The following is a 26,701-nucleotide window of genomic DNA, read 5'->3' on the forward strand; positions in this document are numbered from 1 at the left end:
GGGTGCGGCCGGCGGCGGCTGGCAGAAGCGGATCGGCTGTCAGGAACGGATCGTCGGTGGCGGACTGGCCGCCGCGCCGACGATGCCCGCGTCCGCCGGCGGCGGCGCAGTGGTCGCGGCCGTCAGCGGCAGGGCGCTGCCGGCAACCCACCGCTGCCAGGAGATCGACCACTCGTTGCCGAGCTGGGAGGTGTCCGGCGGCCGACCGGTGTTGCGCACATCGATGATGTCGCCCAACCGGCTGAACCGGTAGAACCATTCGGCGTCCGCCGGCGACGCGTTCACGCAGCCGTGCGAGACATTGTTCTGCCCCTGAGCGCCGACCGACCACGGCGCCGAGTGGACGTACTCACCGCCACTGGTGAACTGCACGTTCCACTGGACGGTCTCGTAGTAGTAGTCCGGATCGCCCTTGGGAATACCGACGGTCGCGGAGTCCATAATCACCGTCTGGGCGGTGCCAAGGACGTTGTGCGGGCCGTCCATGGTCGGTGACGAGGGCTTGCCGAGGCTGACCGCCATGGTTTTTTGCAGGACGCCGTTGCGATACACCTTCATCGTGTGGGTGGCGGCGTCGACATAACTGATCTGCGCCGGGCCGATGACGAAATCCATCGCCCGGTCCTTCACCCCGAAGCGGTTGCCACCGAGGTCCAGACCGGCGAGGTTCGCCTCGACGTGCACCTTGGTCCCCGACTTCCAGTACTGCTGCGGGCGCCAGCGCACGGTCCGGTCCGACGACCAGTTCCAGGCGCCGGTGACCGGCGGATCGGTGGTGACCACCAGACGCTTCTGGACGGCCGCCCGGTCGGGAACCGGCCCGTTGAAGGTCAGCGTGACGGGTGTACCGATACCGACGGTCTGCCCGGCGACCGGTCCCCACGACACCTTGAAGGGTTTGGCCGGATTAATCGTGGTGAAAGTGGCCGCCATGGTCGTGGTGCCCGCTATGCCGTTCACCGGGGACGTCGCCGCCGACACCTGGTACTGCGTGTCCGCGAAGAGCCCGCCGGTGGACGTCCAGGTCCTGCCGTCCTCGGAGAGCTGGCCGGCCAGTTCGCCGGCGGAGGTGTCCTGGGACTTGCTCGCGCCCCGCAGCACCTTCACCGACTGTAGCGGGGTGTTGCTGTGTACCACCACGGCGCTGGTGAGCGCCACGCCCTGGGAGCGGTCCGTGGGCGTGATGGTGATCTGCGGCGCCGTCGCGGTCGGCGCGGTCAGGCTGCCGGGAGCGGACGCCGAGCCTCCTCCCTCCGGCCGGGGTGAGCACGAGGTCAGAGCGATACAGGCGAGCAGCGCCGCACCGACAGTCGATATGAGTGACCGTTGCGAGGGGGATATGCCGCGCGGGCGCGCTCCCCTTGCGCCGTGCGCTCCCCCCACCCCGAGCGGCCTCCTCACGCCGTAAGGCCTCGAACGGTTCACCCACCCGAAGAAGGTGTGGCCACAGCTCTTGTCGTGGGTTCGGGCGCCTGCTGGACCGGGCCCCACCCCACCGGCCGCGGAACGACAGGTCGCCGCGGAACGACGAGCCGGGGTGTGGCAGACCGGGATACGAACCCGCTCCATTGACCGGCCCGTCCTGAGTGCCTCCCACTCATTCACAGCCGGACCGTACCCAGCGGCCGGACCGGCAACGCATTGATCATTGAAATGGCCGGTGTCAAACGGACGACGATAACCATTGGTACAACATGCGAATGCGGAGAGTAGCCTTCTCCGCGAGTGCTTCATATCCCCTCCCTCATCATCCCGTCCGACGCCTGAGTGCTTTCAGAGGTTGCGCCCGCTCGACGACCAATTTGGCGGAACGGGACGGACGCGCCCCGTCCGTACCAGGAAGTCACAACCAGTAACCCGAACGGGGCGCGGGTAACGTCGCCCAGGGCAGGCGCACCGGCCGGGCCGACCGACGGACCGGCCCACAGCGGCCCGGCCCGGCCCGGAACAGCTCGACACGGAACGGTCCGGCCCGCATCAGTTCGGCACGGCAGAGACCCCGGCCCGAAAAAGGGTCCGGCCCCCGACCACGGAGGCGCGATGGCAGTCGTTCTCGGTCCCAACAGGTACGGAAAAGCGGAGATCAGGCTCGTCCACGTCGAGCGCTCGACGCCGGTGCACCGGATCCGGGACATCAGCGTCACGTCGGCGCTGTGGGGCGACTTCACCAGCGCGCACGTCGACGGGGACAACAGCCACATCCTGGCGACCGACACCCAGAAGAACACCGTCCACGCGTTCGCCCGCACGGGCGGTGTCGGTGAGATCGAACAGTTCGGCCTGCGGCTCGCCCGGCACTTCACCACCGCCACCCCGTGGGTCACCGGCGCGCGGCTGGAGATCGAGGAATACGGCTGGCAGCGGATCGAGGTGAACGGCTCCGGGCACGACCACGCGTTCTTCCGCAGCGGCGGCGAACACCGGACGACGACGGTCACCGTCGACCGGGACACCGCGCATGTTGTTTCCGGGACAGCCGGCCTGATCGTACTGAAGTCGACCGGTTCGGCATTCCGGGGATTCATCCGGGACGACTACACCACGCTGGCCGACACGGACGACCGCGTCCTGGCGACCGAAATCACCGCCCGCTGGCGCTACACGAGCACCGCCGTCGAATTCGACACGCTGTTCCCGAGTATCCGGGCGACGCTGCTCGAGACGTTTGCCCAGGTCCCCAGCAGCGCGTTGCAGCAAACCCTGTACACCATGGGACGGGAGGTCCTCACCGCCCACGCCGACGTGGCCGAAATCCGACTGTCCATGCCGAACAGGCACCATTTCCCGGTCGACCTGACGCCCTTCGGACTGGACAACCCCAACGTCGTCTTCCAGGTGGCCGACCGGCCGTACGGCAAAATCGAGGGAACTGTCCTGCGGGACGACGTGCCCGCGGCGGAATCAGCCTGGTCCACGTTTCCCGGCGACGGCTGACCAGTCGACAGCACGGAACCGCGCGGCGCCGCGAGGCGAGCGTGGGAGGGCTCAGGACGGCGCGGGGCGTCCTGCCGACAGTCGGAGGAGATCCCCGGCCGTGACCGCCAGGCGCCGCGCGGCACTGCCCCGGTTGACCGCGAGCGCCACCAGGCCCGCGGAATCGACGTAGACGACGAGCTCATCGGGAGCCACCGAGGCGAACGTGACCCCGAACACGGCCGTGGTCACCGAGGCGCCCACGGCGACGCGGAGCAGGTGGCCGGGGCGCATCCCGGCCGAGGCCAGCAGGGCCGCGTCCGCGGCCACCTGCACGTTGCCATAGGTGTCGACGGTGACCACCTCGGCCTCGGCCTCCACCGCCACCGCCGCCGCCGCGGCGTTCACACCGGCTTCCGCGGCGGCCGCGGCGGCCGGATCGGCATCGACGACCAGGCGGGCGACCGGCGGCGGGAGCCGCACNGAGCCGCACCAGCCCGCCTGGATCCACCTGCTCACCCAGTGCGGCCGGATCCCGGCCGGCCGCGACCGCGGCGGCGGCGGGGGCGAACACGTCCCGCCCGTGGAAGGTCGCCGGCACCCCGTCCGGGACGGCCAGCGCCACCGCGGCGCGCACTCCCCCGAGCACGTCGGCCGCGGGCGGCAGCAACCCGTTGTCCGGGCCGACGAGCACACCCCGCGGGGCGGAGACGACCAGCGCCCGCCGGGAGGTGCCGACCCCCGGGTCGACGACCGCGAGATGCACCGCGGGCGGCAGATGACCGACCGTCTGGGCAAGCACGACCGACCCCCGCCGCACGTCACCGGCGGGCACCAGATGGCTGATGTCGATGATCCGCACATCGGGCGCGTGCCGCAGCAGCACCCCGTGGCAGGCCGCCACGAACCCGTCACCGAGCCCGTAGTCGGTCAGGAAGCTCACACAACCCACGCGGCCCCCACCACCCGCATGATCCACACCATCCGCGCAGAGGTCCTGTGTCACCCTCGCGACCGGGCCGCGGACCCGACGTGCCCGGCGGCGTCGGCCTCCCGGCCATCCCCGCCTTCGTCATCGGTGCGCTGGCCCTCACCGACGGCCTGGCCCTCACCGTCGACGACCTCGTGGTGGGCCGGTTGGAGGGCCGGTGGCGGCTCGTCCGCGGACCGGCCCGGTGAGACGTACAGGGACGGGTGCTCCCGCTTGAGCGGCGGGCCGCCNGCGGGCCGCCGTTGGCGACGACCACCGCCAGCCACGGCATGACCACGGCGATGACGATGGCGCCGAAGCGCAGCCAGCCGTGCAGCGCGACCACGGCGAGCACCAGGCAGACGGTACGGAACATCATCGAGATCACGTATCGGCGCTGGCGTCGCCGGATCTCCTCCGGGCGGGACAGCACCGCACGTGTGATCAGAACAGCGTCGCTCTTCCGCCTGATCCGCACTGGTCCACTTCCCGTCGTCGGGACAAGCCCCGGATGCCAGCCCAGTGTGCGCCACACCAGGCCGCACCGCCCGTACAAGCATGCCTGCCGACCGCCCGACGGAACAATTCCCGGCTACCCGGCCACTTACAGCCATGTTCGGCAACACACGGCAACTTTCAGCAACTCCCCGCGGCCGACTGGGACCGGACGAGCCGGCCGCGGCCGCCTGTGAAGCCTGGCGGCTCGTTCATGCGTTGAAAAGGGGTACACAGCACCGCGCCGGACGCGACCACGGGCACGGCGATCGGACGCACGCGATCGGACGCGCCCGGCTTCGCTGGTGCCCGCCCGGATGTCAGCACAGGCAGGAGAACCATAGATGATCGCAACAGCCGGCCTCCACCAGGGTGCCCGGTGGCATCCGTCGACCTCGGCGCGCTCCGGGCCGCCCCGGGAGACCCCGCCCAAGCCCGCGCCCACACCCCCGCCGAAGTGGCGTCGCTGGCTGCTGCCCATCGGCTTCGTGATCACAGCGGCCCTGCTGTTCGCGCCCAGCCTGTTCCCGAAGCAGACCACCTCGTACAGCTTCACCCAGTTCACCCAGCAGGTGGACGCCGGCACGGTGCAGGCCGTCACCATCAACGACAAGGGCGGCGTCACCGGGACGCTCAAGGACGGCGCCAGCTTCACCTCGCAGCTGCCGACCGCGCTGGACACCCAGGGCGTCCTCGAACGCATGGAGGCGAAGGGTGTCGAGGTGAAGGCCACCCGGACCGGGACGTCCTTCCTGTCGGTCCTGCTGAGCTTCCTGCCGCTGCTCCTGCTGGTCGGGTTCTTCCTGTGGACGGGCCGGCAGGCCCAGCGTTCGCTGGCCGGCGGGCTCGGCGGCATCGGCCGGTCCCGCACGAAGATCATCGATGCGGAGCGCCCGACCACCCGGTTCGCCGACGTGGCCGGCTACGAGGGCGCGAAACAGGAGGTCAGGGAGATCATCGACTTCCTGCGCGACCCCGAGCGCTACCGGCAGGCCGGCGCGAAGGGGCCGGGCGGGGTGCTCATGGTCGGCCCGCCCGGCACCGGCAAGACGCTGCTGGCCCGCGCGGTCGCCGGCGAGGCCGAGGTGCCGTTCCTGTCGGTGAGCGGCTCCGGGTTCGTAGAGATGTTCGTGGGGGTCGGCGCCTCCCGCGTCCGCGACCTGTTCGGCGAGGCGCGCAAGCGCGCCCCGTCCATCATCTTCATCGACGAGATCGACGCGATCGGCGGCAGGCGCGGCTCGGGCCTGCTCGGCGGCAGTCACGACGAGCGGGAACAGACCCTCAACCAGCTGCTCGCCGAGATGGACGGGTTCGACCCCGCCGAGGGCGTGGTCGTGCTCGCCGCCACCAACCGGCCGGAGACCCTCGACCCGGCGCTGCTGCGCCCCGGACGTTTCGACCGGCAGGTCACCGTCCCGCTGCCGACCCAGGGCGAGCGGACCGCCATCCTCGCGGTGCACGGCCGGGGCAAGCACCTCGCCCCCGACGTCGACCTGTCCGTCGTCGCCCGTGGCACCCCGGGATTCTCCGGCGCGGACCTGGCCAACCTCGTCAACGAGGCGGCGATCAATGCCGTCCGGGGCAGACGCAACATCATCACATCCGACGATCTTGATGCCGCCCGGGAGCGGATCATCCTGGGCCGCCGGGACGCGACCAACGTGCTGCTGCCCGAGGAGAAGCAGTCGGTGGCCGTGCACGAGTCCGGGCACGCGCTGGTCGCCGCGCTGTCCCCGCACGCCGACCCGGTCTCGAAGATCACAATTCTGCCGGCCGGGATGGCGCTCGGCGCCACCCAGCAGCTGCCCGAGGACGAACGGCACCTCTACACCGAGGGCTACCTGTACGACTCCCTCGCGGTGCGGCTCGGCGGGCGGGCCGCGGAGCTGGTCGTGTTCGGCCAGGGCTCGACCGGGGCCGCCAACGACCTGGCCGGCGCCACCGCGCTGGCCACCAGGATGGTGCGCGAGTTCGGCCTGTCCCCCGCTCTCGGGCCGGTGGGCTACGCCTCGGGCAACCCGCAGTACCTCGGGACCGAGGAGATCGTCTCCCGGCCGTACTCGGAGGAGACCCAACGGGTCATCGACGCGGAGGTGGCCCGGCTGGTGCGGGAGGCCGAGGAGCAGGCCGTGAGCCTGCTGCGCGCGCATCGCGGGGCGCTCGACGCGCTCACCGGCATCCTGCTGGAGCGGGAGACCGTGGACGGCAGCGTCCTCGACGACGTCCTGCGCGAGCACGCTCCCACCAGCGCCCCCACCGCCGTCCCGGACGCCTCTGAGACCCCCGGTACGACTGCTGACGCCCGCGGTGCCGTCGCCAAGGCCCGCGGTACGCGTCCCGAGCCGGCCCCACAGCGGAAGCAGTAGGTGGAAGCAGTAGGTGGAAGCAGTAGGTGGAAACCGTCATCCTGGCAGCGTTTCTCACCTACGGCTTCCGCGCCCGTAGGTGAAAAACGCTGTGCTGGCAGCGGTTTCCACCTACAACTGACGGGCGCCAGCCACCGGCCGACGGGTGCCGGCCGACGCGCGCCGGCCGCGGTTGTCAGCGGTTTCCGTCATCGCGGCGGCGGTTGTCGCCTACGGGGCTGATGGTGGGGCCTGGGGGCTGGTCGCGAGAAGCTGTCGGTGAGACCCGGTGAGACCCGGTGGGACGAGGACGCCGGGGTTGAGCAGGCCAGTGGGGTCGAGGGCGTGCTTGACGGCCGCGAGCACGGCCAGCTCCGCCGGTGACCGCGACAGGCCCACCCACGCCATCTTGGCCCGTCCGACGCCGTGTTCGGCGCCGATGCTGCCGCCGTCGGCCGCGGCCCGGGTGAGGATCGCCGTGGTGAGCTCCTCCCTGCCGCTGGCGTCGGCGCGGTCCAGGCCGGTGACGTTGACGTGCAGGTTCGCCTCGGCGAGATGCCCCCACAGGTGCAGCCGGGCGGACGGTGCCACCGCCGGCACCAGGGCGCGCAGGTCGTCGACAAAGGCGGACATGCGGGCGAGCGGGACCGCGACGTCCAGCTTGAGCGGGACGTCGAGCGCGTTCACGGCCGCGGTGTGCCCCTCACGGTAGGCCCACAGGCGCTCCCGGTCCGTGGCGGTGGTGGCGACGACCGCGTCCAGCACGCCGGTGGCGGTCTCGACCGCCGCGGCAAGGTCACCGGTCGGGTCGGTGGGCCCGACGCACTCCACCAGCAGGTACGGGCTGTCCGCTGGGAACGGCCGGCCGGGGAACGGGGCCGGCCGGCCCTGGTGGGCGCACACCAGGTCGACACCGTCGCCGAAGACCAGTTCGACGGCGTCCAGGGAGGCCACCGTGGCCCGCAGGGTAGCCACAAGACCGACCGCGGCGGGCAGGTCGGCCACGGCGAGCAGGGCGGCCGTGCGGGCGGCGGGCAGCCCGACCAGCCGCAGCTGGACCTTTGTGATGACGCCCAGGGTGCCCTCGCTGCCGACGAACAGCGACGGCAGGTCGTAGCCGACGTTGTCCTTGGGCAGGCCGGACAGCCGCCGCAGCACGCTGCCGTCGGCCAGCACCACCTCCAGCCCGGCCACCTGGCCGCGGGTCATCCCGTGACGCAGCACCCGCTCGCCACCGGCGTTGGCCGCGGCGATCCCACCGACAGTGGCCGAGTCGCGGGCGGCGAAGTCGACGCCGACGCCGTAGCCGGCCGCGCGTGCGTGCGCCTGGACGTCGGCGAGGGTCGCCCCGGCCCCGGCCGTCACCAGCCCGGCGGCGGCGTCCACCGGCTCGATCGCGGTGAGCCGGCGCAGGCTGAGCACCACCGCCCCGGCCGCCGCGCCCGCCGGCACCGAACCGCCGACCAGGCCGGTGTTGCCGCCCTGGGGCACCACGGGCACGCCGTGCCGGGCGCAGATCCGCAGCACGGCGGCGACCTGATCGGTCGTCGCGGGGCGGGCCACGGCCACGGCCCGCCCCCGGAAGGCGCCCGTCCAGTCGGTTTCGTAGCTCACGGTCACGTCCGGGTCGGTGAGGACGTGGGCAGCGCCGAGCGCACCGACGAGATCTGTGATCAGCACCCATCCATCATGCTGGGCCGTGTCATCGGGTCCAGGGCTCGGGGCCTGCCGCGAAGGGCCCGGTGATGCTGGTGGCTGTCAGCGACCAGTGCCATCGAGCCGCAGCCCGTCCGGGCCATCGCGGTCACCACGGTCACCACGACATCCGCGGCCACCACGACCTCCGCGGCACCGGCTGGGGATGCCGCGGCCGGCACCGGTCGTGGCGCCGTCACGGTACGGCGTCATACCACCAAGCTGTGTCACAAAGTTCATGTCGTGGACGAGCGGCCGTCCGCGCTGCCTCCCCGGGGCTTGGGACCGTGTTGTCGTGCGCGTCGCAGTGATCACCGAATCTTTTCTGCCGCACGTCGATGGCGTGACCAACTCGGTCTGCCGGGTGCTGGAGCATCTGCGGCACCGCGGCCACGAGGCGCTCGTCATCGCGCCCGCGGCCGGGACGCGTACGCCAGCGGCCTACCCCGACGTCTACGCCGGTGCCCCGGTGCTGCGGGTGCCGTCGGTTCCGCTGCCAGGATATGCGGCGTTCCGGGTGGCGACGCCATGGCCCCGGCTGGTCGGTGTGCTCGCGGGCTTCCGGCCGGACGTCGTGCATCTGGCGGCCCCGGCGGGGCTGGGCGCGCAGTCCGCGTTCGCGGCCTGGCGGCTCGGGCTGCCGAGCGTGGCGGTGTACCAGACCGACTTCGCCGGCTTCGCCGCCCGCTACGGGCTCGCCCAGGCCGAACGGTCCATCTGGCGGTGGGTGGCCGCCGTCCACCGCCTTGCCGGGCGGACGCTCGCGCCGTCGTGGCCCGCGGTCGACATGCTGCTGCGCCAGGGCGTCCACCGGGTCGCCCGCTGGACGCGCGGGGTCGACCTGGAGCGGTTCCATCCACGCCACCGCGACCCGGCGCTGCGCCGCGGTCTCGCCCCCGGCGGGGAGGTGCTGGTCGGCTATGTCGGCCGGCTCGCCCGGGAGAAACGGGTGCACCTGCTCGACGCCGTGCAGGACATCCCCGGGACGCGGCTGGTTGTCGTCGGTGACGGCCCGCTGCGGCCGGCGCTGCAACGGAAGCTGCCCCGGGCGGCCTTTATGGGGTTCCGCTCCGGGACGGAGCTGGCGGCAATCTTCGCGAGTCTGGACGTGTTCGTCCACACCGGCTCCCACGAGACGTTCTGCCAGGCCGCCCAGGAGGCCAAGGCCAGCGGTGTCCCGGTGGTGGCGCCGGCCGCGGGCGGCCTGCTCGACGTCGTCGACGACGGGCACACCGGGCTGCACTTCACCCCGGACTCCCCGGCCGCGCTGGCCGACCGCGTCGCCGCCCTCGTCGCCGACACCGGCCGGCGGACGGCCATGGGTCTCGCCGCCCGCCAGTCCGTCAGCGGCTGCGGGTGGAGCGCCATCGGGGACGAACTGATCGGTCACTACCAGGACGTTCGCGGCCTGAGGACGGGGCACACCAGCGGTGTCGCCCTGCGGTCACGGGCTGTCCTCGCCCGCCGGACGGCGCACTGCCACCGCAGTGCCGACCGGGCCGGGACATGTCATGACGAGGACGGGAGCACCCGGTGAAGATCGTCCAGGCGGCCAACTTCGTCGCGCCGCGCTCCGGTGGCATCCGCACGACGCTGCGGCACCTCGCCGCCGGGTACACCGCGGCCGGGCACGACGTCGTCCAGATCGTTCCCGGGGAACGCGACGGCGTCCGCCACACCCCGGACGCAACCGTGATCACCATGCGGGCGCCGCTGGTGCCCGGCACCGACTACCGGGTGCTGACCGAGCCGTGGCGGGTCATCCGGCTGCTGGCGGCCGAGGCGCCCGACCGTGTCGAGGTCCACGACCGGGCGACCCTGCGCCCGCTCGGCCGGTGGGCCCGCCGGGCCGGGGTGGGATCTGTCGTGGTCAGCCACGAACGCCTCGACCGGCTGCTGAACCTGTGGACGCCCCGCCCGCTGCGCGGGGTGCTGCCGGTGCGGGCCGCCGCCGACCGCTCCAACGCCGCGCTCGCGCGGTCGTTCGACACGGTGGTCACCACCACCGCGTGGGCGGGCGAGGAGTTCCGTCGCGTCGGCGCCACCAACCTGTGCCGGATCCCCCTGGGCGTCGACCTCGACCGCTTCCGTCCCGACCGTTACGACACCTCGCTGCGGCGGGCCTTCGCCCGTGACAGCGAGGTGCTGCTGGTGCACGCCAGTCGGCTGTCGCCGGAGAAGCGGGGCGACACCGCCGTGGACGCTCTGGCGGAGCTGGTCCGCCGCGGCGTCCCCGCCCGGCTGGTGATCGCCGGGGACGGCCCGATCCGGGGGCGCCTGACCCGGCGTGCCGCCGGCCTCCCGGTGATCTTTCTTGGCTTCGTCGCGGACCGTGACCGGCTCGCGGCCCTGCTGGCGACCGCGGACGTGCTCCTCGCCCCCGGCCCGGTGGAGACGTTCGGGCTGGCCGCGCTGGAGTCGATGGCCAGCGCGACCCCGGTCGTGGTCCACCACGGCAGCGCCCTGGCGGAGCTTGTCGTGCCCGGCGCCGGGGTCGTGGCCGCGGGCAGCGGCTGGACCTTCGCCGACGGCGTGGAGGATCTGCTCGCCCGCGACCCGTTCACCCGCCGGCAGGNCGGCCCGGGCCCGCGCGGAGCAGTTCCCGTGGCGTGTCACCGTCGATGGCTTCCTCGCCGCCCACGGGCTGGGCCCGGCCGACGGCCGTCACGGCCAGCACCCCGCGCGGCCGCGGCCCGNCGGCCCGCGGACGGACGTGACCGCGGCGCCGGCCGCGCCGCCTGACCGCGCCGCGGACACCACGATGAACGACACGACGGCCGGCGCGATCACCGACGTAGGCACCGGCGCGATCGCCGGCACGGCGAACGACACGGCGGTCGGCGCCACGGGCATCGCGACGCGCGCCGTCACAGAACACGATCACCACGGCCGTCCACCCGGGCGTGTCACGGGCATCGCGACGCGCGTCACGGCAGCCCACCGCGACACCACGACCGCATGTCCGGCCACGACCGCCTGTTCCGGCACGGCGACCTGCTTCGTCGCGCTCGGCGACAGCATCACGGCCGGGCTGGGCGACGGTGTGAGCATGGGCCGCTACCGGCGGGCCCACGCGGCGCGGGAGCTGGCCGGACGCGGCTGGGCCGCCACGCTCGCCGCCTGCCTGGCCCCGGCCGGGCAGGTCCGGTTCGCCAACCTCGCGACCACCGGGGCGACCAGTCGGGACGTCCGCGAAACCCAGCTGCCGGTGGCCCTCGCGCTGCGCCCACAGATCGCAAGCCTCATCGCCGGCATGAACGACCTGCTCTCCCCGGGGTTCGACCCGTTACGCCTGCGGCGCAACCTGGTGTGGAGCGTCCGGGACCTGCGCGCGGCCGGCGTCCTGGTGCTGATGGCCCGGCTGCACGACCCCGGGCGCCTGCTCCGCCTGCCCGCGCCCGCGCGCCGTCTGCTCACCATCCGGATCGGGCAGCTCAACGCGGCGGTGGACGCCGCCGCCGCGGGCGACCCGGGGGTCCTGGTCGTCGATCTGGCCCGCCATCCCGAGGCCTACCGGCTGTCGACCTTCGACGTCGACCGGGTGCATCCGGGGCCGCGGGGCCATCAGCTGATGGCCCGTGCCTTCGCCGAGGCGTTGCGGGACGCCGGCGTGCCGCTGCCGGTCCTGCCGGTGGTGGGGCCGCCCACCACACCCGGCCGGCTCGCTCACGCCCGCTGGATGGCGTCGGTGGGCGTGCCGTGGCTGCTCGCCCGCCCGGCCGCGCCGTTGCGCCGTCTGGCCCGGCGCACCGCGACGGACCACCGAGCCAGACGCACCAGCACCGGCAGCACCGGCAGCACCGGCACTATAAGCATTATCAGAGTCACCGATGGTCATCACGGGCGCGTCGCCTGACGCGGCGCCATGCCCGATGGCCGAAGCCGGCCCGGACGCGCGCGGCCGCCTCGCCGGTGCCCATCGGCCCGGCCACGGCACCCGCCGGCGCGGCGACGAGCCCGCCCGCGACGGTCGACCGGTTGCCAACCGTCGACTGGGTGTGACCCCCAGCAATCTCCGATGAGGACCGTCGCAGGACATGGCAATCATTCCTTACCGTAGGCATCGTGATTTGCGGCCAAGCTGCCTCACCTCGCTCAGGGGCACTCACCGGATGGGGTAACGCGTGGCTTGCCGGGCTCGTCAGCACCGATGAGGCGATCACCCGAATCCTCGTGGGTTCTGGTGGGCCCGGCGCCCCCCACACCATCAACGGCGAAGGGCTCGCGCTCGGTCTCGGCCAGCTGCGGACCAGCGGCGCGCGCCGGCTGCGGCTCGTCCTGCCCGTGCCCGGTGACGTCAGCGGTCTGCCCGGACCGGCGGAGGTCAACCAGGAGGCCCTGGCCGCCGGTGAGGCGGTGGTCGTACTGGGCCCGGTGCCACCGCTGGTGCTGATACCGTCCGTGACCGCGCACGGGCCGGTCGTCGAGGGCGGCCTGGAGTCGGTGCACTGGCGTTCGGCGACGGGCCATCGTCTCCCGCCCCCGCCGTCCCCGCTGCGCGCAGCCGAGCACGAGCTCAACGACGCCATCCGGACGGCAACGGCCGCGCTGCTGCATCTCGACCGGGCCAAGGTCGACCCGGACACCCTCGCCGCGCTGCGCGAACGCCACGAGGACGAGCCGACGCTCCTGCTCCCCCCGGGCTATCCACCGCCCGCGCACGCGCTGCTGGCCCGGGCGGGCCGGATCGCCGGTCTGATCAACCTGGCCGCCCGTGACGACGGGGCGGCGGTCACCGCCGAGGAGATCGAACGCCGTTCGACCACGCTGCGCGGGCTGTCCGCGGCGGTCCGCCGGGCCTGCGAATCGGCCTACAACGCCTTCGACCCCTCCCAGTCCCTCGCCCGGTAGCGTTTCTCCCCCACCCCGTAGGACGCCGTTCGGGCAGGGAGCCGTTCGGGCAGGGAGCGGAGGCGGACCGGACGAACGCTTCTCCCCCGCCCGGCGGCACGCCGTCCCGGCACGGATGCCGATCGGGGCGTCGATCAGGATGTCGATCAGGGTGTCGATCAGGGAGCGTGGCCCGGTGAGCACTCCCCGCCCGGGAGCGTTCACCCGTCCGCCCGCGCGCTACCGCCCGGCGGGGGCCCAGCGCGCGGAGCCCCTGCCTACGGGCAGAGCCGGGGCCGGGGATCAGTTCAGGCGCGGGCAGAAGTGCCCGGACGGCCCGTCCGGGCGGCCGCAGAGCACACACGAGGGACGGCCGGCCGCGACGATGCTGCGGGCGCGCTGGACGAACGCCTTCGTCTGGTCCAGCGACAGAGAGACCTCGAGTGTGTCGAGCTCGGCGTCCGCGTCGGGCCTGCGCACCCCGCCCCCCGCGAGCCCGGCGGCCTCGACAAGCACCCGTTTGCCGTCCCAGGACACCGTGAGCCTGCCAAGATGGAAGTCCTCCTCGAACGGCGCCTCCAACGGCGCGAGATCGACGTCGACGTCGTGGGACTCCGGCAGCTCACCTCCGGCCGTCCGGCGGACCTGGCCGAGCAGCGTCGTGAGTCCTTCGGCTAGAGCGCTGACCTCGGCTTTCTCCAGGCCGACAGTCACAACCTGCCCACGCGAGCTGGCCTGTAGGTAGAAGTCACGTTCACCGGGCTGGCCGACGGTTCCGACCACGAAACGGTCTGGTGAGTCGAACACGTGCCGTTGCCGCTGATACACCTCGTCCCTCCTGGCGGTCCGTTGTACCGGTGGGTGGCCGGGCCGCGGCTGCGGCCACCCACCGGTTCCCCCGGTCGACGCCCGGCATGCCGGCGTCACCCACGGGGCCTGGCCGTCTTCCCCGTCATGAAGCTGCTGTATGAACCTTGCTACGTCGTGAACCTGCTACGTCGTGAACGTTTTATCCCCGGAGATTCGTCCCCGACGACATCATGGACGTCCAACCTTATGGACATCATTGTGAACCGTAGCGCCACCGCCCACGTCGTGGACGTCACAGATGTCGCGGTGGGCACCATCGGATGTCTCCGGCGGCGCGGGCCCGCTGCCAGGAGCATCCCCGCCAGGAGCATCCCCGCCAGGGGCAGTCCCGTCAGGGGCATCGCTGTCAGGGGTATCGGGCCGATGGCCGGCGGTGTCCTGGCCGGGCCGCTCGTCCGCGGGGACGCCGGCGGCGGCCGGCAGCNCCGGCAGCCGGCGGCCCGGCCCTCCCGGGGCGCAGCACCACAGCGGGCACACGTCGTGGCCTGGGCCCAGCGGGCTCAGCGCCGCCCGGGGGCGGTGCCCGTACCTGCGCTCGTCGAGAAGCTCCCGGACCATGGTGACGAACCGGGGGTCGGCACCCACCGTGGACGCCCGACGGAAGCTCAGCCCGACCGCCCGGGCCCGCTCCGCCGCCATCACGTCGAGATCGTGGATGACCTCCATGTGGTCGCTGACGAAACCGATCGGCACCACCACGACCGCCTGGGTCCGCCCGGCGGAGCCGAGCGCCGCCAGATGGTCGCCGACGTCCGGCACCAGCCACGGCACGCTCGGCGGGCCGCTGCGGCTGGCGTAGACCAGGTCGTGCGAGTGACGGCGGCCGGTGCACAGCGCCACCCGCTCAACGATCACCGCGGCGGCGGCGGCCAACTGCCGGGGGTAGGCGTCCCCGTCCGGGCCGCTGTCCGCCGACTGTGTGAGCGGGATCGAGTGGGCGACGAAGACCAGCCTGGTCCGCGCCAGCGACGCGGCGGGGATCGTGGCCAGTTCGTCGACGACATGGTCGACCATGGGCAGGATGAAACCGGGATGGTCGAAGTACTGCCTCAGTTTGATCAGTTCCGGCGCGTCCGGGCCGAGCTGGGCCCGCGCCCGCGCAAGGTCCTCGCGATACTGGCGGCAGCCGGAGTAGGAGGCGAAGGCGGACGTCACGAAGCAGGCAGCCCGGCGGGCGCCGTCCCGCCGCATNTGCCCCAGTAGACCGGCAGCGGCGCGAGTTCGGCCCGCAGCGCGGCCAGCAGCGCCCGGTTCTGGTCGTTGATCGGGCTGCGGCCGCCGAGACGGCGGNGCGGCCGCCGAGACGGCGGTACTGTTCGGCGACCTGGGCCAGCCGCTCGTCCGGCACGCCCCGCCCGTGGGTGACGTTGCGCAGGAACGGCATGACGTCGGACGGCGCCTCCGGGCCGCCGAAGGAGACCAGCAGCAACGCGTCGACGTCCACCGGTTCGGTCCGGCCGGCCGCGGTCATGGTCCTGGGCATACTCCTGGGCATGATCGCGGGAATGATCGTGGTCCGGCTGTCACTCGACACGTCCGTCATCGTCCCCCGCGACCGGGACACGACGCACCCTGCCCCCGACACGAACCCAGAACGCAACACACCCGAAGCCTCATACGCCTCGGCTCGCCGGCCTGGCCTGGCGGGCGNNNNCGCCGGCCTGGCCTGGCGGGCGAGCCGAGGCCGCGAGCGGAAGGCGTGACGTCGGGAACACGGTGAACGAGCTCGGAGGTCACGTCGGCGCTCCGTTCGCGCGCCCGTGCGGCGGTCCGGCGGTCGTTCGCGATGGTTCGCGGCGGTCTAGAGCCCCATGCTCAGGCCGCCGTCGACGGGAATCACGGCGCCGGTGATGTAGGAGGCCTGGGGGGAGGCCAGGAAGGTCACCAGGGCGGCTACGTCCGCTGGCTCGCCTATCCGCCCGATCGGCACCTGGTTGAGCAGGTTGTTCTGCTGGGCGTCGGTGAGCGCGTCGATCATGTCCGTGCGGATCGGGCCGGGAGCCACCACGTTGGCGGTGATGCCCCGGGGGGCGAGCTCCCGGGCGAGGGAACGGGAGAAGCCGATCAGACCGGCCTTGGACGCGGCATAGTTCGACTGCCCCGGGGAACCGATCAACGCCGAGACCGACGAAATGAAGATCAGCCGCCCGCGCCGCAGGCGCAGCATGGGCCGCGCCGCGCGCTTGGCCACCCGGTACGCGCCCAGCAGGTTGGTGTCGAGGACCTCCTGGAACGCGTCCTCAGCCATGGTGAGAAGAAGCGTGTCCCGGGCGATCCCGGCGTTGGACACCAGCACCTCGACCGGCCCGAGCTCCGCCTCCACCTCGGTGAACGCCTTGTCGACGCCTTCCGCGCTGGTGACGTCCAGACGGACGCCGTACATCCCGTCCGGCGCGTCGCCGCCGCGGCTGGCGACCGCTACCCGGTCACCACCCGCGGCCAGCGCGGCCGCGACCGCGGCGCCAATCCCTCGATTACCACCGGTAACAAGCGCTACCCGTCCTTCACCGTCCACCATGGGGTCGATGCTAGCTGCCCTATCGCACGCTCCATGCTTTTCACCGAAAGTGACACGCCGAATTCCCAGCGCGTCCAAAGCGCCCGCGGCGCCCAGCCCGCGATCACCTCTGGACCACCTGGCCGGACAGCTCCGGGCCGCCCGTTCCACCGGTCGCCCCCCAGTGGGCCACCGAAGATCACCTGGGCTGGACGGGGTCGGACCACCCGGGTCCGATCACCCGTCCGGACGCTTCGCGGGACGATGCAACGGTGCGCCTGACGATCAGAGTCTCCCCCCGCTCGGCCCGGACCTCGGTCGGCGGCAGCTCCCCCGCCTCCGGAGCTGGCGCCTCAGGCGAGTCCCCGGCAGAGGACCCCACCGCGGCGGACGACCCCACCAGCGGCAGCCCGCCGGATGCCGCCACGCCCCTCGTCGTCCGGGTGACCGCGCCGGCGGTGGACGGGCAGGCGACCGAATCGGCGTTGCGCGCGCTGGCAACGGCCTTCGGCGTGCGCCGTCGCGAAGTCGTGCTGGTCAGGGGCGCCACCAGCCGGACGAAGATCGTTGAAATCAGCGGGCTACCCGAATCCGCGCTGCGCAGCCGCCTGGCCGAACTCACCGCCGCACCAGGGAAATGAAGAAAAATCAAGGAAAAGTCGAAGAAATCGAGTACATGGCGGAAACTCGCCCGGCAGCCGGCGGATCCGGGCCCACCGCCGCCCAGGGATCCGGCTCGTCCGCCCCCGCTGGACCGGGTTCCCCGAACTCGGCCCGGCAGAAAGCCGCGCACAAACATGATCGCGCGGCCTTTGGCCAGGTGGGGGACGAGGCGGAATCGCTGGAGCACAACCTTTGACAAGGGCTCATCGTCCGGATATTGGACAGTTCGTGTCGACGGAGGCCAGGTTGCTTGCGCCGGGTGAAACCCATGACACCGTGCACGGACGGCTCCGGACACCGCAGGCGTCCGTGACCGGCCCCGTGACCGGCTCCGCGACCGGTCCTGCGGCGGGCTCACCGGTCACGCCCGCGCCCGCCGACAACGCCTCGCCCACCGCCTCCGCTTCCGTCTCCGCCGCTGTCGAGCCCCTCGACCTGCCGGCCCTCATCGAGATCGAGCGACGGCTGCGCGGCCTGGCCACCGCGCTGATCGACGACATCGAGGACGCGGCGCCGCACGGCGGGCCGGCCGTCGCCGGCGGCGGCGGCGATACCGTTGGCACTCTGCGTGCAACCACGCGTGCCCTGGCAAGTCTGATCACCGTTCTGTGGTTCGACGCGCTGCGTGCGGGTGACCAGCTCCGGGTGCCCCCGGCCGCGTTCCCGCTGCTGGAGGCCGTCCATCGGCTGCTCGCTCGCCACGACCCCGGTTCGGACAGCCCGTTCGGACCGCAGTCGCGGCCCGCTCCCGAAGCCTCGGTAGAGGCAGGGCACCTGCCGTTGCCGCCAGGCCTGGTTGGCGTGATCGTGGCCCCACGCTCCGGACCGGCGGTGACGGCCTGGGACGCCCTTGCCACGCGGTATGCCACCGGCCATCCCGCACCGGCCGAGATCATCGGGCATGCTGGCGCCGCCACCTCGACTGATACCGGTGAGCATCCCGACGTCGCCGCGCCGGCCGCCGCGGGGACGCCCGGACGGCAGATCTGCCTGCTTGACCACACCGAACTGTTCGACGGCACCGTGTGGGAACCCGTCACCGATCCGCGGGTCCGCCGCCTGGGCGAGCTGCTGTGGGTCGTCACGGTCCGCGCTCATCCGGATGCGACGATCGCCGCCGAGGCGGGTGTCACCGACCAGGCACGCCTCTTCGCCGCCGCCGACTGGCAGGTGCTCACCGTCGGCCACGGGCGGACGCTGTCCGCCCTGTTCGGCAGGCCGGGCGGGCAGGCGCTGCGCCGGCGGCTCGACGGGATGGGCTGTGCCGAGTTCCAGGAGCTGTTGCGCTCGCCCGGAGCGGAGCTGCGCCGGCGCCTCGCCGGGCCCGGGGCGTCCGGGGCCGGCATCACCCGGCTACTCGACGAACTGTCCGACGACGAGATCGCTGCTGCTCTGCGTGATGTCGGCGGCAACGACCTGCCCCTGCTCGTGGACGCCTTCGACGAGGTCGACCCGCACCGGCCCACCGTCCTGTTCGTGCACGTCGACGAGGCCGCCGCGGACCGGGTGGGAGAACCCGGCAGGTCGGACGGATCAGCCCGGCCAGAAGAGGCGGACGGGACCGACGGGACACGCGAAAGAACCACGGACCCCGATGGGACAGCGGCGGAGGCGGCGGGGACGGGCGGCGCCGGCCGTGTCGACGAATGGGCCGGGCTGCCCGCGGGCAGCGCCGGCGCGCGCCTCGCGCGCACCGTCCGACGCCGTCTGGCGCCGAAGCCGGCCGCGCGGACGGAGCCTGCGCGAATCCCGCCCGACCTGGGCCGCTCCTATCTCGGCCGGGTCAGCACGCTGGCCACCTTCGGCAGCGTCATGCGTGACCTCGCCGACGGCCGTCCGCGGGCCGCCGCCGGCATCGTCACCGCCACCACCACGGAAGCCACCACGGCGTTGGCCGGGTGGCGGGACGCCGTCGGCACATGGTCGGTCTCCCAGGCTCCCACGCCTGGGCAGCCGTCCGGGCCGGCGCACGGGCAGGCCGGCGGGCAGCTGGCCGAACCGGTGCCGCCGGGCGTGCTGGCAGGGCTGCTCGACGGGCTGGGCCGGACCTGGCAGCGACTCGGCCACCCCCTGCGCCCGATCGGCGTGACCAGCGGCACCAGCGCCGGCCGGGTCCTGCCGCACTGGTGCGCCGGCCCGGACGGCGACGCGCAGTCCGTTCTCGTCGTCGTCACCGACCCGGGAAGGCCCACCGCCACCGTCAACCCCGCCACCACCATGAACCCCGCCGGCGGTGCCAGCCACGCCGGAGCAACCGGCGGTGCCAGCCCCATCGGAGCCATCGGAGCCATCGGAGCCGCCGACCGCCCGAGCCCGGTCGGCGGCGGTACCGCCGGGCCCGCCAGGACCATCCGCCTTTCCGAATCCACCAGCGCCATCGCCGGCTCCACGGGCACCATCGCCGTCGGCGGCTCGGCCCTGCCGGCCGGCCCNCGGCACGGTCTGCTGGGAACCTGCCTTCGCCCAGGACCTCGCCTGGTGTGCGCTGGACGCGATCGACCGGCTCGGCCGGCCGGGCGGCCGATCGGCGCTGCTGCGGGTCTCGACACGCCCGATCGAGCAGTCGCTGGCCGGGATACCCGCCGACGCCGAGGGGCGGGNGAGGGGCGGGCCCGGCGACGCGCCGGGGTGCTTGCGGGCGGCTACCGGCTGCGTGACGGCGTGACCAGCGCCAACGCCACCGGTGGAGCCGGCGCCGGGCCCGGCAGCGGATCCGGCGGTGGGCTCGGGCCGGCGGTGACCCTGGTCGGGGCCGGCTGCGTCGTGGCCGACGTTCTCGCCGCCGCCGACGAGCTCGGCGCGGGGCTGGGCCGCGGTGTCGCCGTCGTCTGCCTGACCTCCCCCGACCTGGTCTGGCGCGCTCTGCAGGCACGCCGTGGCCTGCTGCCGGGCGACACATCGATCCTCGACGAGCTCTTCCCCGCCGACCGGCGCGGCCCGCTGGTCACCGTGACCGACGGAGACCCACGCACCCTGGGATTCCTCGCCGGTGTCCACGGCGATCCCGTCTCCGCCCTCGGCGCGGGCATGGTGGTGCCGGTCGACGTGGCGACGATCGTCGGCGCGGCCCTCGACCTGCTGGACGAGATCGAAAGCTACCCGGCGTAAGGCTGCTCCGCAGGGCTACTCAAGGTGATGAAAGGAGCGGGCGCCAGGCGCCCGCTCGTCCGCGTCGAAAGGCCCGTGAGGTCCTGACGGCGGCGTGTCAGGTCCCGATCGCGTGCACGCCGCCGTCCACGTGAATGATCTCTCCGGTGGTGGCGGGGAACCAGTCCGACAGCAGCGCCACGCAGGCCCGGGCCGTCGGCTCGGTGTCCTGGATGTTCCAGCCGAGCGGCGCGCGCTCGTCCCAGACGCCCTCGAACCGCTCGAAACCAGGGATGCTCTTGGCCGCCATGGTACGCAGCGGCCCCGCGGCGACAAGGTTGACCCGCACCCCGCGCGGCCCGAGATCACGGGCGAGATACCGGGTGGCCGACTCCAGGCCGGCCTTGGCCACCCCCATCCAGTCGTAGGAGGGCCAGGCCACGCTCGCGTCGAAGTCGAGCCCCACGATCGAGGCGCGTTCGCCGAACAGCGGCAGTGTCGCCCGACACAGCGAGGCCAGCGACCAGGTCGAGATCTGCACCGCGGTCGCCACCTCCGGCCAGGGGGCGTCCACGAAGGGCTTTCCGCCGAGCACCGACTCGGGCGCGAAACCAATCGCGTGCAGGACGCCGTCCAGACCGTCGGTGTGCTCGAGAACCCGGTCGGACAGCGTGCCCAGATGCGTTTCGTCGGTCACGTCCAGTTCGATCACGGCGGCCTCGGTGGGCAGCCGCCGGGCGATCCGCCTGGTCAGTGACAGGCCCCGGCCGAAACCGCTGAGCACCACGGTCGCGCCCTGTTCCTGCGCGATACGGGCAACGCCGAAAGCAATGGACGCGTCCGTCAGAACGCCGGTGACAAGGATGCGCTTACCTGCGAGGAGTCCGCTCACAGGCCCGCATCCTGCCAAACATCGGCCGGGGCTGGCGAGGCGGCACACCGACAAAGCAACCCCCCTCAGGGTGCCGGCGCACCGACAAAAGCGCGCCGGCCAGCACACCTGGCACACTTCTGGCACACCTGGAAAAGCGTCCACCGGCGCACCAGCCCGAACATGCCGGCCCGAGCATGCCGGCCCGGCCCATCGTCCAGGCCACGACAGCCAGGCCACAGCGACCAGGCCACAGCAGCCGGGGCACAGCGACCAGGCCACAGTCATGTCGCCCGCGCCCGGCCGGCCCCGGACAACCGCAGGACGATCATCGCGAGCACGCCGGCGAGCGTCGACGCGACGAGCACGGCGGTGGCCGCGCGCTGCTGGGCAGCGGCGTCGTCGAGGGCGAGCCGGGACATCAGCAGGCTCACCGTGAAGCCGATGCCGCCGAGCACCCCGACCGGCGTCACCGCGCGCCAGCCAAGGCCAGCCGGCAGCCGCGCCACCCCGGCCCGCACCGCCAGCCACGCCCCGCCGATGATGCCGGCGGCCTTGCCGACGACGAGCCCGGCAACCACCCCCTGAGCAACCGGATCCCTGGCAACGGCGAGCAGCGCCGCCCCCGTCACCGGCACCCCGGTCTCGGCGAGCGCGAACAGCGGGACCACGAGACCGGCCGAGAGCGGGTGCAGCCGATGCTCCAGGCGCAGCGCGGGTGTGGCCTGCTCACCCGGATCGGGACGCACCCGGGTGAGCAGGGCGAGCACGATGCCGGCGACGGTCGCGTGCACCCCGGAGGCGTGCAGGCACACCCACAGCGCCAGCGCCAGCGGCACGTACAGCAGCGGGGAGCGCCAGCGCCGCCACTGCGCGAAGGCGTACCCGGCCGCCAGCGCGACGGCCGCCACCAGCCAGAGCGGCTCAAGCCCCCGGGTGAACAGGACGGCGATCAGGACGATGCCGCCGAGGTCGTCGACGACGGCGAGGCTGAGCAGCAGCACCCGCAGCGAGGTGGGCACCTTCGCCCCCGCCAGGGACAGCACGCCGAGCGCGAAGGCGATGTCGGTGGCGACGGGAATCGCCCAGCCGACGGCCGCCGCGGGCGCGCCCCGGCTGACCGCGAGGAACACCAGCGCGGGAACGATCATGCCACCGACGGCGGCGGCGACCGGCAGCACGGCGGCCCGGCGACCCGCCAGCTCCCCGATGACCAGTTCGCGTTTGAGCTCGAGACCGGCGACGAAGAAGAACACCGCGAGCAGCCCGTCCGCCACCCAGGCCCCAGCGGTCAGGTGCGTCAGATGCAGCCAGGACGGGCCGAAGCCCAGATCTGCCCGCCACACGTCGTGGTAGCTGCCGTCGGCGAGGTTGGCCCACAGCAGGGCGAGCGCGGTGGCGGCCAGCAGCAGGAACCCGCCGGTGGTCTCCCGGCGCAGGAACTCCGCGAACGCGCCACGGGCGGCCAGCGCCTGGCTGACACGTCCCGTGACCGCGGACTGCCCGTCAACCACCGATCGGGTGCGCACCAGCGGGAGGTCCTTCCAGGGGAAGCCGACGTTGGACGCCGACCAGACTTCCCGGCACACCTGTTGAGCGGTTCAAGCGGTGACGTGTTGATGCGTTGACGCGTTGGGCGCTGTTGGCCAGTGCCGCCATCCTGGCACAGCGGGCCACGGATTTCCTGGTCATGACGTTTCTGCCCGATGGTGGATCTGCCGGAGGAGCTTCCCCGACCCCGGCGGCCGTCGGGGCGGTACGGCCAACGCTCGACACCGGCGGGTGCGGCGCGCCGGCCGGGCGGCGCCGTCCTGGCTGGTTCAGCCGCCCGGCAGGATCGTCATGCTGACAGGCTCGTCACGGTTTTCCTGCGCGAGCGCCTGGTGATCTTGCGGACGATCGGTTCGACGACCCGAGCGGCCAGCGGGCCGACAATCGCCATGATCAGCACATAGCAGGCGGCGAACGCGCCAAGCTTCGGCTCCACGTCGGCCACGACCGCCAGACCCGCGATGACGATCGAGAACTCGCCCCGCGCGACCAGTGCGGCCCCGGCCCGGTAGCGGCCCATCGTGCCGATCCCGGCCTTGCGCGCCGCCCACCAGCCGGTGAACACCTTCGTCGCCACCCCGGCGAGCGCCAGCAGCAGAGCGGGAAGGAACACCGGGGGGATCTCGCTGGGCTCCGTCTGCAGGCCGAAGAAGACGAAGAACACCGCGGCGAAGAGATCCCGCAGCGGCGTGAGCACCTCCCGCGCGCCCTCGGCCACCGGCCCCGACACGGCGATGCCGACCAGGAACGCCCCGACCGCGGCGGACACCCGGACCTGCTGGGCGGCGCCGGCCACGAGCAGAGCCAGCCCCATCAGCCGCAACAGCAGGATCTCGCTGTTGGGATCCGCGTTCGGGTTGTGGACCAGCCGGCTGACCTGCCGGCCGTACCGCAACGCCAGGACCAGGACGCAGACCAGCGCGGCCAGCGCGACCAGCAGCGTGACCGACCCCTGGGCGAGTGTCTGGTGGGCCAGCAGCGCGGTGAGGATGGGCAGGTACACCGCCATGGCGAGGTCCTCGAGGACCAGCACGGACAGCACCACGGGTGTCTCACGGTTACCGACCCGCCCCAGATCGGTGAGGACCTTGGCGATGATCCCGGAGGACGAGATGGCGGTGACCCCGCCCAGGACGACCGCGGCCAGCGGGCCCCAGCCGAGCAGGAACGCGGCGGCCACGCCGGGCAGGGCGTTGAGCGTCAGGTCGAGCGCGCCCGTGGGCGCCTGCCGGCGCAGGCCGTCGATCAGCTCCTGCGCCGTGTACTCCAGGCCGAGCGTCAGCAGCAGCAGGACGACCCCGATCTCGGCGCCGACCTCGATGAACTCCTCGCTGGCACCCAGCGGGAACAGCCCTCCGTGCCCGAAGGCGAGCCCCCCCAGCAGGTAGAACGGGATCGGGGAGATACCCACGATGGTGGCACAGTGGCCGAGCAGCCCGAGGGTGAACAGGACCGCGCCCAGTTCGAGGAAGGTCGCGGCTATGTCCACGGGCGGCTCTCCGCCAGTGCCGTGTCAGTGCTCCTTGGTAGCGCCGCGCCAGCGGCCAAGATCGCTATCAACCGACGCGGAACAGTTCGGCAACGGCAGCCGTGTTCTCCGGCGTACCAACCACCACGACGACGTCACCGGCAACGAAACCGAAGTCCGGGCGCGGGGAAGCGATCACCTGCTGGTCTCGAACGACAGCGACAATTGACGCTCCGGTCCTCGTCCGCGCATGGGTCTCCCCCAGCGGCTGCCCGTCGTAGGGGGAACCGGGAGTAATTTTGATCTGCTCCCCGACGATGCCCGCGAAGGCCTTGCCGAGGTTGTTCAGCCGCTCGACGATGTGCGGGGCACCCAGCAGTTCTGCCAAGGCGTCGCTCTCCTCCGCGGTCAGCGGGATTGACTCACTACAGGTGTCCATGTCGTCGGTGTCGTAGATCACCAGCTCACGCCGACCGCCATGATGTGACACCACACCGACCCGCCGTCCACTGCGGGTGCGGAAATCGTGGCGCAACCCGATGCCCGGGAGCGTGGTCTCCTCCACGTCCACTGCGACCCCTCCGGTGAACCCGACGTGGACGCCGAACCCACAAAAGATCGAAATCCCAATGATCAGAACTCGGTGATCCGAACTGCCCGATGCCCGGAACCACTTGATGCCCGGAGCCGCTCAGCGATCAGATCGCTGACCAGAACTGCGCAACCAGAACTGCCGTGACCAGAACTGCGGGTCCGCTTCTGACGCATCGACCCTCTCGTTATCTAAACATACCCAACGGCCCGGTAGCCCGGGCTGACAAGCCCCGAGCCGTCCGGCCGGCCCGGAGGGCTCGCCGGACGGACGGTCAACCAGTTGGCGGCCGGCAGAAGCATTCCCCGGATACCGTGACGAGAGCGTCCAGCGCATCCACGGCCGGGCGTGTGGGCCGGGCAGCGGCCCACGAGGGTTCACGAGGATTTACCGGGAGGCGGGGCCGCGGTGCTGAACAGGAGTGCTCGCATCATCCGCCGGATCGTGGTGAGCGCGGTCGGCGTGGCCGTGCTGGGGTTGGGCGTGGCCCTGCTCGCCCTGCCCGGGCCGGGCTTCCTCGTCATCGCGCTGGGGTTCTTCGTCCTGAGCCTGGAGTACGAGTGGGCCCGCCGGCAGTTCGAGCAGGCCCGGCGCAGGGCCGCCGACCTTGCCGACCAGGCGGCCGCGAGCGTGTGGTCATCGGCGTTCACGATCCTGTTCGGGCTCGGGATGATCGCGGCAGGCATCCTCTGGATCGTCGTGGAGACGCTGCCCTTCTCCTCACCGTGGACGGGCGGCAGTGTGGTCTTCGGCGGTCTGGTGATCCTTTCCACCATTCTGTTCAGCCTGTGGCAGGCCAAACAGGCCCGTGACGCCGGCGAGCCGACCCCGGCCGAACTGCTCGATCTCAAGGAGGAGGAACACCACAGGCGCGTCTCCGCCGCCTCCTCATCCACCTCCGCTCCTCCTGGCGCGCCCCCGACCTCCTCCACCGAGGAATAGCCGCCACCGGACCGGCAAATCCCCGAACCGGGCGTCCTCTTCGGCCCGTCTGTCTTCGGCCCGTCCGTCTTCGGCCCGTCTGTTCTCAACTGGTTGCGCTCGACCTGCTGTGTTCAGCCCGTTGCGGCGCCCCGACGGACCAGCGCCCACGCCCTGCCCTTCTCGCACCGAGAAACCCGCCGGCGACAGCCGTCGCCCGCGGCCCTGACCCGGCACTCGTAGGTGGAAAACGTCATCCCCACACCGGAAACCACCTACAGCGCGCGGACGCGTAGGTGGAAAACGCTGTCAGGACAACTGGAACCACCTACGCCTTCGGCCGACGGCGGGCCAGGTGAGGTGGCCTACTGGCCCTGGGTGAACTCGCTTATGCCGATGACGTTCGACTGGGCGTGTACGCACCGGTAGACAGCGGCCTTGTCGGCCGGCGAGGCAAACGTGATGTTGTAGCGCAACGGATAGACCCGGCTGCTGCGCACGCTGTTGTGGTCGGGCGGCTCCTGTACCGCCCCACCGCTGGTGGGGCATGCGGCCCGGACGGCGTCCTTCTGGGCATCGGTCGCGGTCGGAGTGAAGTAGACCACCGCCTCGACGCGTGGTGAGGGCCCGGCTACCGTGACGTAGATGCCGAAGGCAATCAGGCCGGCCAGCGCAAGCGCACCCAACACCACCCAACGCCGGTTATGCCGATCTGTCAGGGTCCGGCGCGCCGTGGCCAGGGCCCGCGCCGCGGCCGGCCGCGGCGGGCGGCGATCACCTACTCGTGTCGCCGCGGTCGGCCTGGTCGGCGCTGGCTCGCCCAACACTTCGTCCGGTACGTCCTGCGAGGTCACGGGCCTTCCTTCGGGCGCGGTAGCGGCCTGCCACAACGGTTGCGGCCAGCCTGACACCGATCGGCACGGCGCCGGCCGG

19 protein-coding genes and 4 pseudogenes are annotated in these 26,701 nt (G+C 72.5%); 9 read left to right on the forward strand and 14 right to left on the reverse strand.

All coding sequences use genetic code 11. The annotated features are described in order from the left end of the window. Window positions 1–39 precede the first annotated feature (39 nt). Window positions 40–1,383 (reverse strand): L,D-transpeptidase, encoded by a 1,344-nt coding sequence (locus FrCorBMG51_RS09030; RefSeq protein ID WP_047222634.1) that lies wholly within the window; start codon window positions 1,381–1,383, stop codon window positions 40–42. Window positions 1,384–2,040: 657 nt separating this feature from the next. On the opposite strand from FrCorBMG51_RS09030, the gene pucL reads away from it, so the two are divergent. Further along, window positions 2,041–2,934: a factor-independent urate hydroxylase gene (gene pucL, locus FrCorBMG51_RS09035; RefSeq protein ID WP_047222635.1), complete on the forward strand. Its 894-nt coding sequence runs from the start codon at window positions 2,041–2,043 to the stop codon at window positions 2,932–2,934. A gap of 51 nt (window positions 2,935–2,985) precedes the next feature. Here the strand turns inward: pucL and FrCorBMG51_RS34535 are convergent, their stop codons facing one another. Together FrCorBMG51_RS34535 and FrCorBMG51_RS34540 are read right to left on the reverse strand one after the other, a co-directional pair. After that, window positions 2,986–3,396: an SAM hydroxide adenosyltransferase gene (locus FrCorBMG51_RS34535; RefSeq protein ID WP_275452047.1), complete on the reverse strand. Its 411-nt coding sequence runs from the start codon at window positions 3,394–3,396 to the stop codon at window positions 2,986–2,988. 94 nt (window positions 3,397–3,490) lie between these two features. Continuing rightward, a pseudogene (locus FrCorBMG51_RS34540) lies at window positions 3,491–3,919 on the reverse strand (SAM-dependent chlorinase/fluorinase); the annotation flags it as partial. A 26-nt stretch (window positions 3,920–3,945) separates the two neighbouring features. On the opposite strand from FrCorBMG51_RS34540, the gene FrCorBMG51_RS30930 reads away from it, so the two are divergent. Further along, the gene (locus FrCorBMG51_RS30930) at window positions 3,946–4,092 is read left to right on the forward strand and encodes a hypothetical protein (RefSeq protein WP_235433446.1); all 147 of its coding nucleotides are present in this window, start codon (window positions 3,946–3,948) and stop codon (window positions 4,090–4,092) included. 53 nt (window positions 4,093–4,145) lie between these two features. Here FrCorBMG51_RS30930 and FrCorBMG51_RS32495 read toward each other — a convergent pair. After that, window positions 4,146–4,418, reverse strand: a pseudogene (locus FrCorBMG51_RS32495) (DUF3099 domain-containing protein); the annotation flags it as partial. 304 nt (window positions 4,419–4,722) lie between these two features. Between FrCorBMG51_RS32495 and ftsH the strand changes: the two are divergent. Beyond that, on the forward strand, window positions 4,723–6,744 hold the full coding sequence (gene ftsH, locus FrCorBMG51_RS09045) for an ATP-dependent zinc metalloprotease FtsH (RefSeq protein WP_047222636.1): 2,022 nt from the start codon (window positions 4,723–4,725) through the stop codon (window positions 6,742–6,744). 210 nt (window positions 6,745–6,954) lie between these two features. Here the strand turns inward: ftsH and FrCorBMG51_RS09050 are convergent, their stop codons facing one another. Further along, window positions 6,955–8,403 carry an FAD-binding oxidoreductase gene (locus tag FrCorBMG51_RS09050; protein WP_047222637.1) on the reverse strand — a complete coding sequence of 483 codons (1,449 nt, stop codon included), beginning with the start codon at window positions 8,401–8,403 and terminating at the stop codon, window positions 6,955–6,957. A 310-nt stretch (window positions 8,404–8,713) separates the two neighbouring features. Between FrCorBMG51_RS09050 and FrCorBMG51_RS09060 the strand changes: the two genes are divergently transcribed. The 4 genes and pseudogenes from FrCorBMG51_RS09060 to FrCorBMG51_RS09075 all read left to right on the forward strand — a co-directional run bounded on the left by FrCorBMG51_RS09060 (window position 8,714) and on the right by FrCorBMG51_RS09075 (window position 13,269). Next, window positions 8,714–9,955: a glycosyltransferase family 4 protein gene (locus tag FrCorBMG51_RS09060; protein WP_052914501.1), complete on the forward strand. Its 1,242-nt coding sequence runs from the start codon at window positions 8,714–8,716 to the stop codon at window positions 9,953–9,955. Beyond that, window positions 9,952–11,155: pseudogene (locus FrCorBMG51_RS09065) on the forward strand (glycosyltransferase); the annotation flags it as partial. The gene FrCorBMG51_RS09060 and the pseudogene FrCorBMG51_RS09065, both read left to right, overlap by 4 nt. A 24-nt stretch (window positions 11,156–11,179) precedes the next feature. Continuing rightward, window positions 11,180–12,274 (forward strand): SGNH/GDSL hydrolase family protein, encoded by a 1,095-nt coding sequence (locus FrCorBMG51_RS09070; RefSeq protein ID WP_086055345.1) that lies wholly within the window; start codon window positions 11,180–11,182, stop codon window positions 12,272–12,274. A 209-nt stretch (window positions 12,275–12,483) separates the two neighbouring features. After that, complete coding sequence (locus FrCorBMG51_RS09075; RefSeq protein ID WP_047222639.1) at window positions 12,484–13,269, forward strand: hypothetical protein; 786 nt, start codon at window positions 12,484–12,486, stop codon at window positions 13,267–13,269. Between the two features lie 282 nt (window positions 13,270–13,551). On the opposite strand, the gene FrCorBMG51_RS09080 is transcribed toward FrCorBMG51_RS09075, so the two are convergent. The 4 genes and pseudogenes from FrCorBMG51_RS09080 to fabG form a co-directional block, all read right to left on the reverse strand. Next, complete coding sequence (locus tag FrCorBMG51_RS09080) at window positions 13,552–14,076, reverse strand: DUF3090 family protein (RefSeq protein WP_157180444.1); 525 nt, start codon at window positions 14,074–14,076, stop codon at window positions 13,552–13,554. Window positions 14,077–14,286: 210 nt separating this feature from the next. Further along, window positions 14,287–15,309, reverse strand: a complete 1,023-nt coding sequence (locus FrCorBMG51_RS09085; RefSeq protein ID WP_338052714.1) for a ferrochelatase — start codon at window positions 15,307–15,309, stop codon at window positions 14,287–14,289. A gap of 160 nt (window positions 15,310–15,469) precedes the next feature. After that, a pseudogene (locus FrCorBMG51_RS34545) lies at window positions 15,470–15,661 on the reverse strand (hypothetical protein); the annotation flags it as partial. Window positions 15,662–15,919: 258 nt separating this feature from the next. After that, window positions 15,920–16,636, reverse strand: coding sequence for a 3-oxoacyl-ACP reductase FabG (gene fabG, locus FrCorBMG51_RS09095; RefSeq protein ID WP_047222641.1), 717 nt, complete (start codon window positions 16,634–16,636; stop codon window positions 15,920–15,922). A 251-nt stretch (window positions 16,637–16,887) separates the two neighbouring features. Between fabG and FrCorBMG51_RS26535 the strand changes: the two genes are divergently transcribed. Then, the gene (locus tag FrCorBMG51_RS26535) at window positions 16,888–17,256 is read left to right on the forward strand and encodes a DUF167 domain-containing protein (RefSeq protein WP_076842733.1); all 369 of its coding nucleotides are present in this window, start codon (window positions 16,888–16,890) and stop codon (window positions 17,254–17,256) included. 3,227 nt (window positions 17,257–20,483) lie between these two features. On the opposite strand, the gene fabI is transcribed toward FrCorBMG51_RS26535, so the two are convergent. The 4 genes from fabI to FrCorBMG51_RS09125 form a co-directional block, all read right to left on the reverse strand. Next, on the reverse strand, window positions 20,484–21,257 hold the full coding sequence (gene fabI, locus FrCorBMG51_RS09110) for an enoyl-ACP reductase FabI (RefSeq protein WP_047222642.1): 774 nt from the start codon (window positions 21,255–21,257) through the stop codon (window positions 20,484–20,486). A gap of 263 nt (window positions 21,258–21,520) precedes the next feature. Next, entirely contained in the window at window positions 21,521–22,825 is a 1,305-nt protein-coding gene (gene nhaA, locus FrCorBMG51_RS09115) for a Na+/H+ antiporter NhaA (protein ID WP_086055341.1), read from the reverse strand. A gap of 251 nt (window positions 22,826–23,076) precedes the next feature. Beyond that, on the reverse strand, window positions 23,077–24,276 hold the full coding sequence (locus FrCorBMG51_RS09120; protein ID WP_047222643.1) for a cation:proton antiporter: 1,200 nt from the start codon (window positions 24,274–24,276) through the stop codon (window positions 23,077–23,079). Between the two features lie 67 nt (window positions 24,277–24,343). Continuing rightward, entirely contained in the window at window positions 24,344–24,826 is a 483-nt protein-coding gene (locus tag FrCorBMG51_RS09125) for a cation:proton antiporter regulatory subunit (protein ID WP_047222644.1), read from the reverse strand. A gap of 429 nt (window positions 24,827–25,255) precedes the next feature. Here FrCorBMG51_RS09125 and FrCorBMG51_RS09130 point away from each other — a divergent pair, with 429 nt between their 5' ends. After that, window positions 25,256–25,789: a PGPGW domain-containing protein gene (locus FrCorBMG51_RS09130; RefSeq protein ID WP_047222645.1), complete on the forward strand. Its 534-nt coding sequence runs from the start codon at window positions 25,256–25,258 to the stop codon at window positions 25,787–25,789. 344 nt (window positions 25,790–26,133) lie between these two features. On the opposite strand, the gene FrCorBMG51_RS09135 is transcribed toward FrCorBMG51_RS09130, so the two are convergent. Then, window positions 26,134–26,457 carry a hypothetical protein gene (locus FrCorBMG51_RS09135; protein ID WP_338052715.1) on the reverse strand — a complete coding sequence of 108 codons (324 nt, stop codon included), beginning with the start codon at window positions 26,455–26,457 and terminating at the stop codon, window positions 26,134–26,136. Window positions 26,458–26,701 lie beyond the last annotated feature (244 nt).

The sequence above is a fragment of the Protofrankia coriariae genome, assembly GCF_001017755.1.
Lineage (GTDB): Bacteria > Actinomycetota > Actinomycetes > Frankiales > Frankiaceae > Protofrankia > Protofrankia coriariae.

Bases quoted from the DNA above. Each gene is read 5' to 3' on its own strand.
- fabG (WP_047222641.1), bottom strand. From the start codon at position 16,636: ATGGTGGACGGTGAAGGACGGGTAGCGCTTGTTACCGGTGGTAATCGA.
- ftsH (WP_047222636.1), top strand. From the start codon at position 4,723: ATGATCGCAACAGCCGGCCTCCACCAGGGTGCCCGGTGGCATCCGTCG.
- FrCorBMG51_RS09070 (WP_086055345.1), top strand. From the start codon at position 11,180: ATGAACGACACGACGGCCGGCGCGATCACCGACGTAGGCACCGGCGCG.
- pucL (WP_047222635.1), top strand. From the start codon at position 2,041: ATGGCAGTCGTTCTCGGTCCCAACAGGTACGGAAAAGCGGAGATCAGG.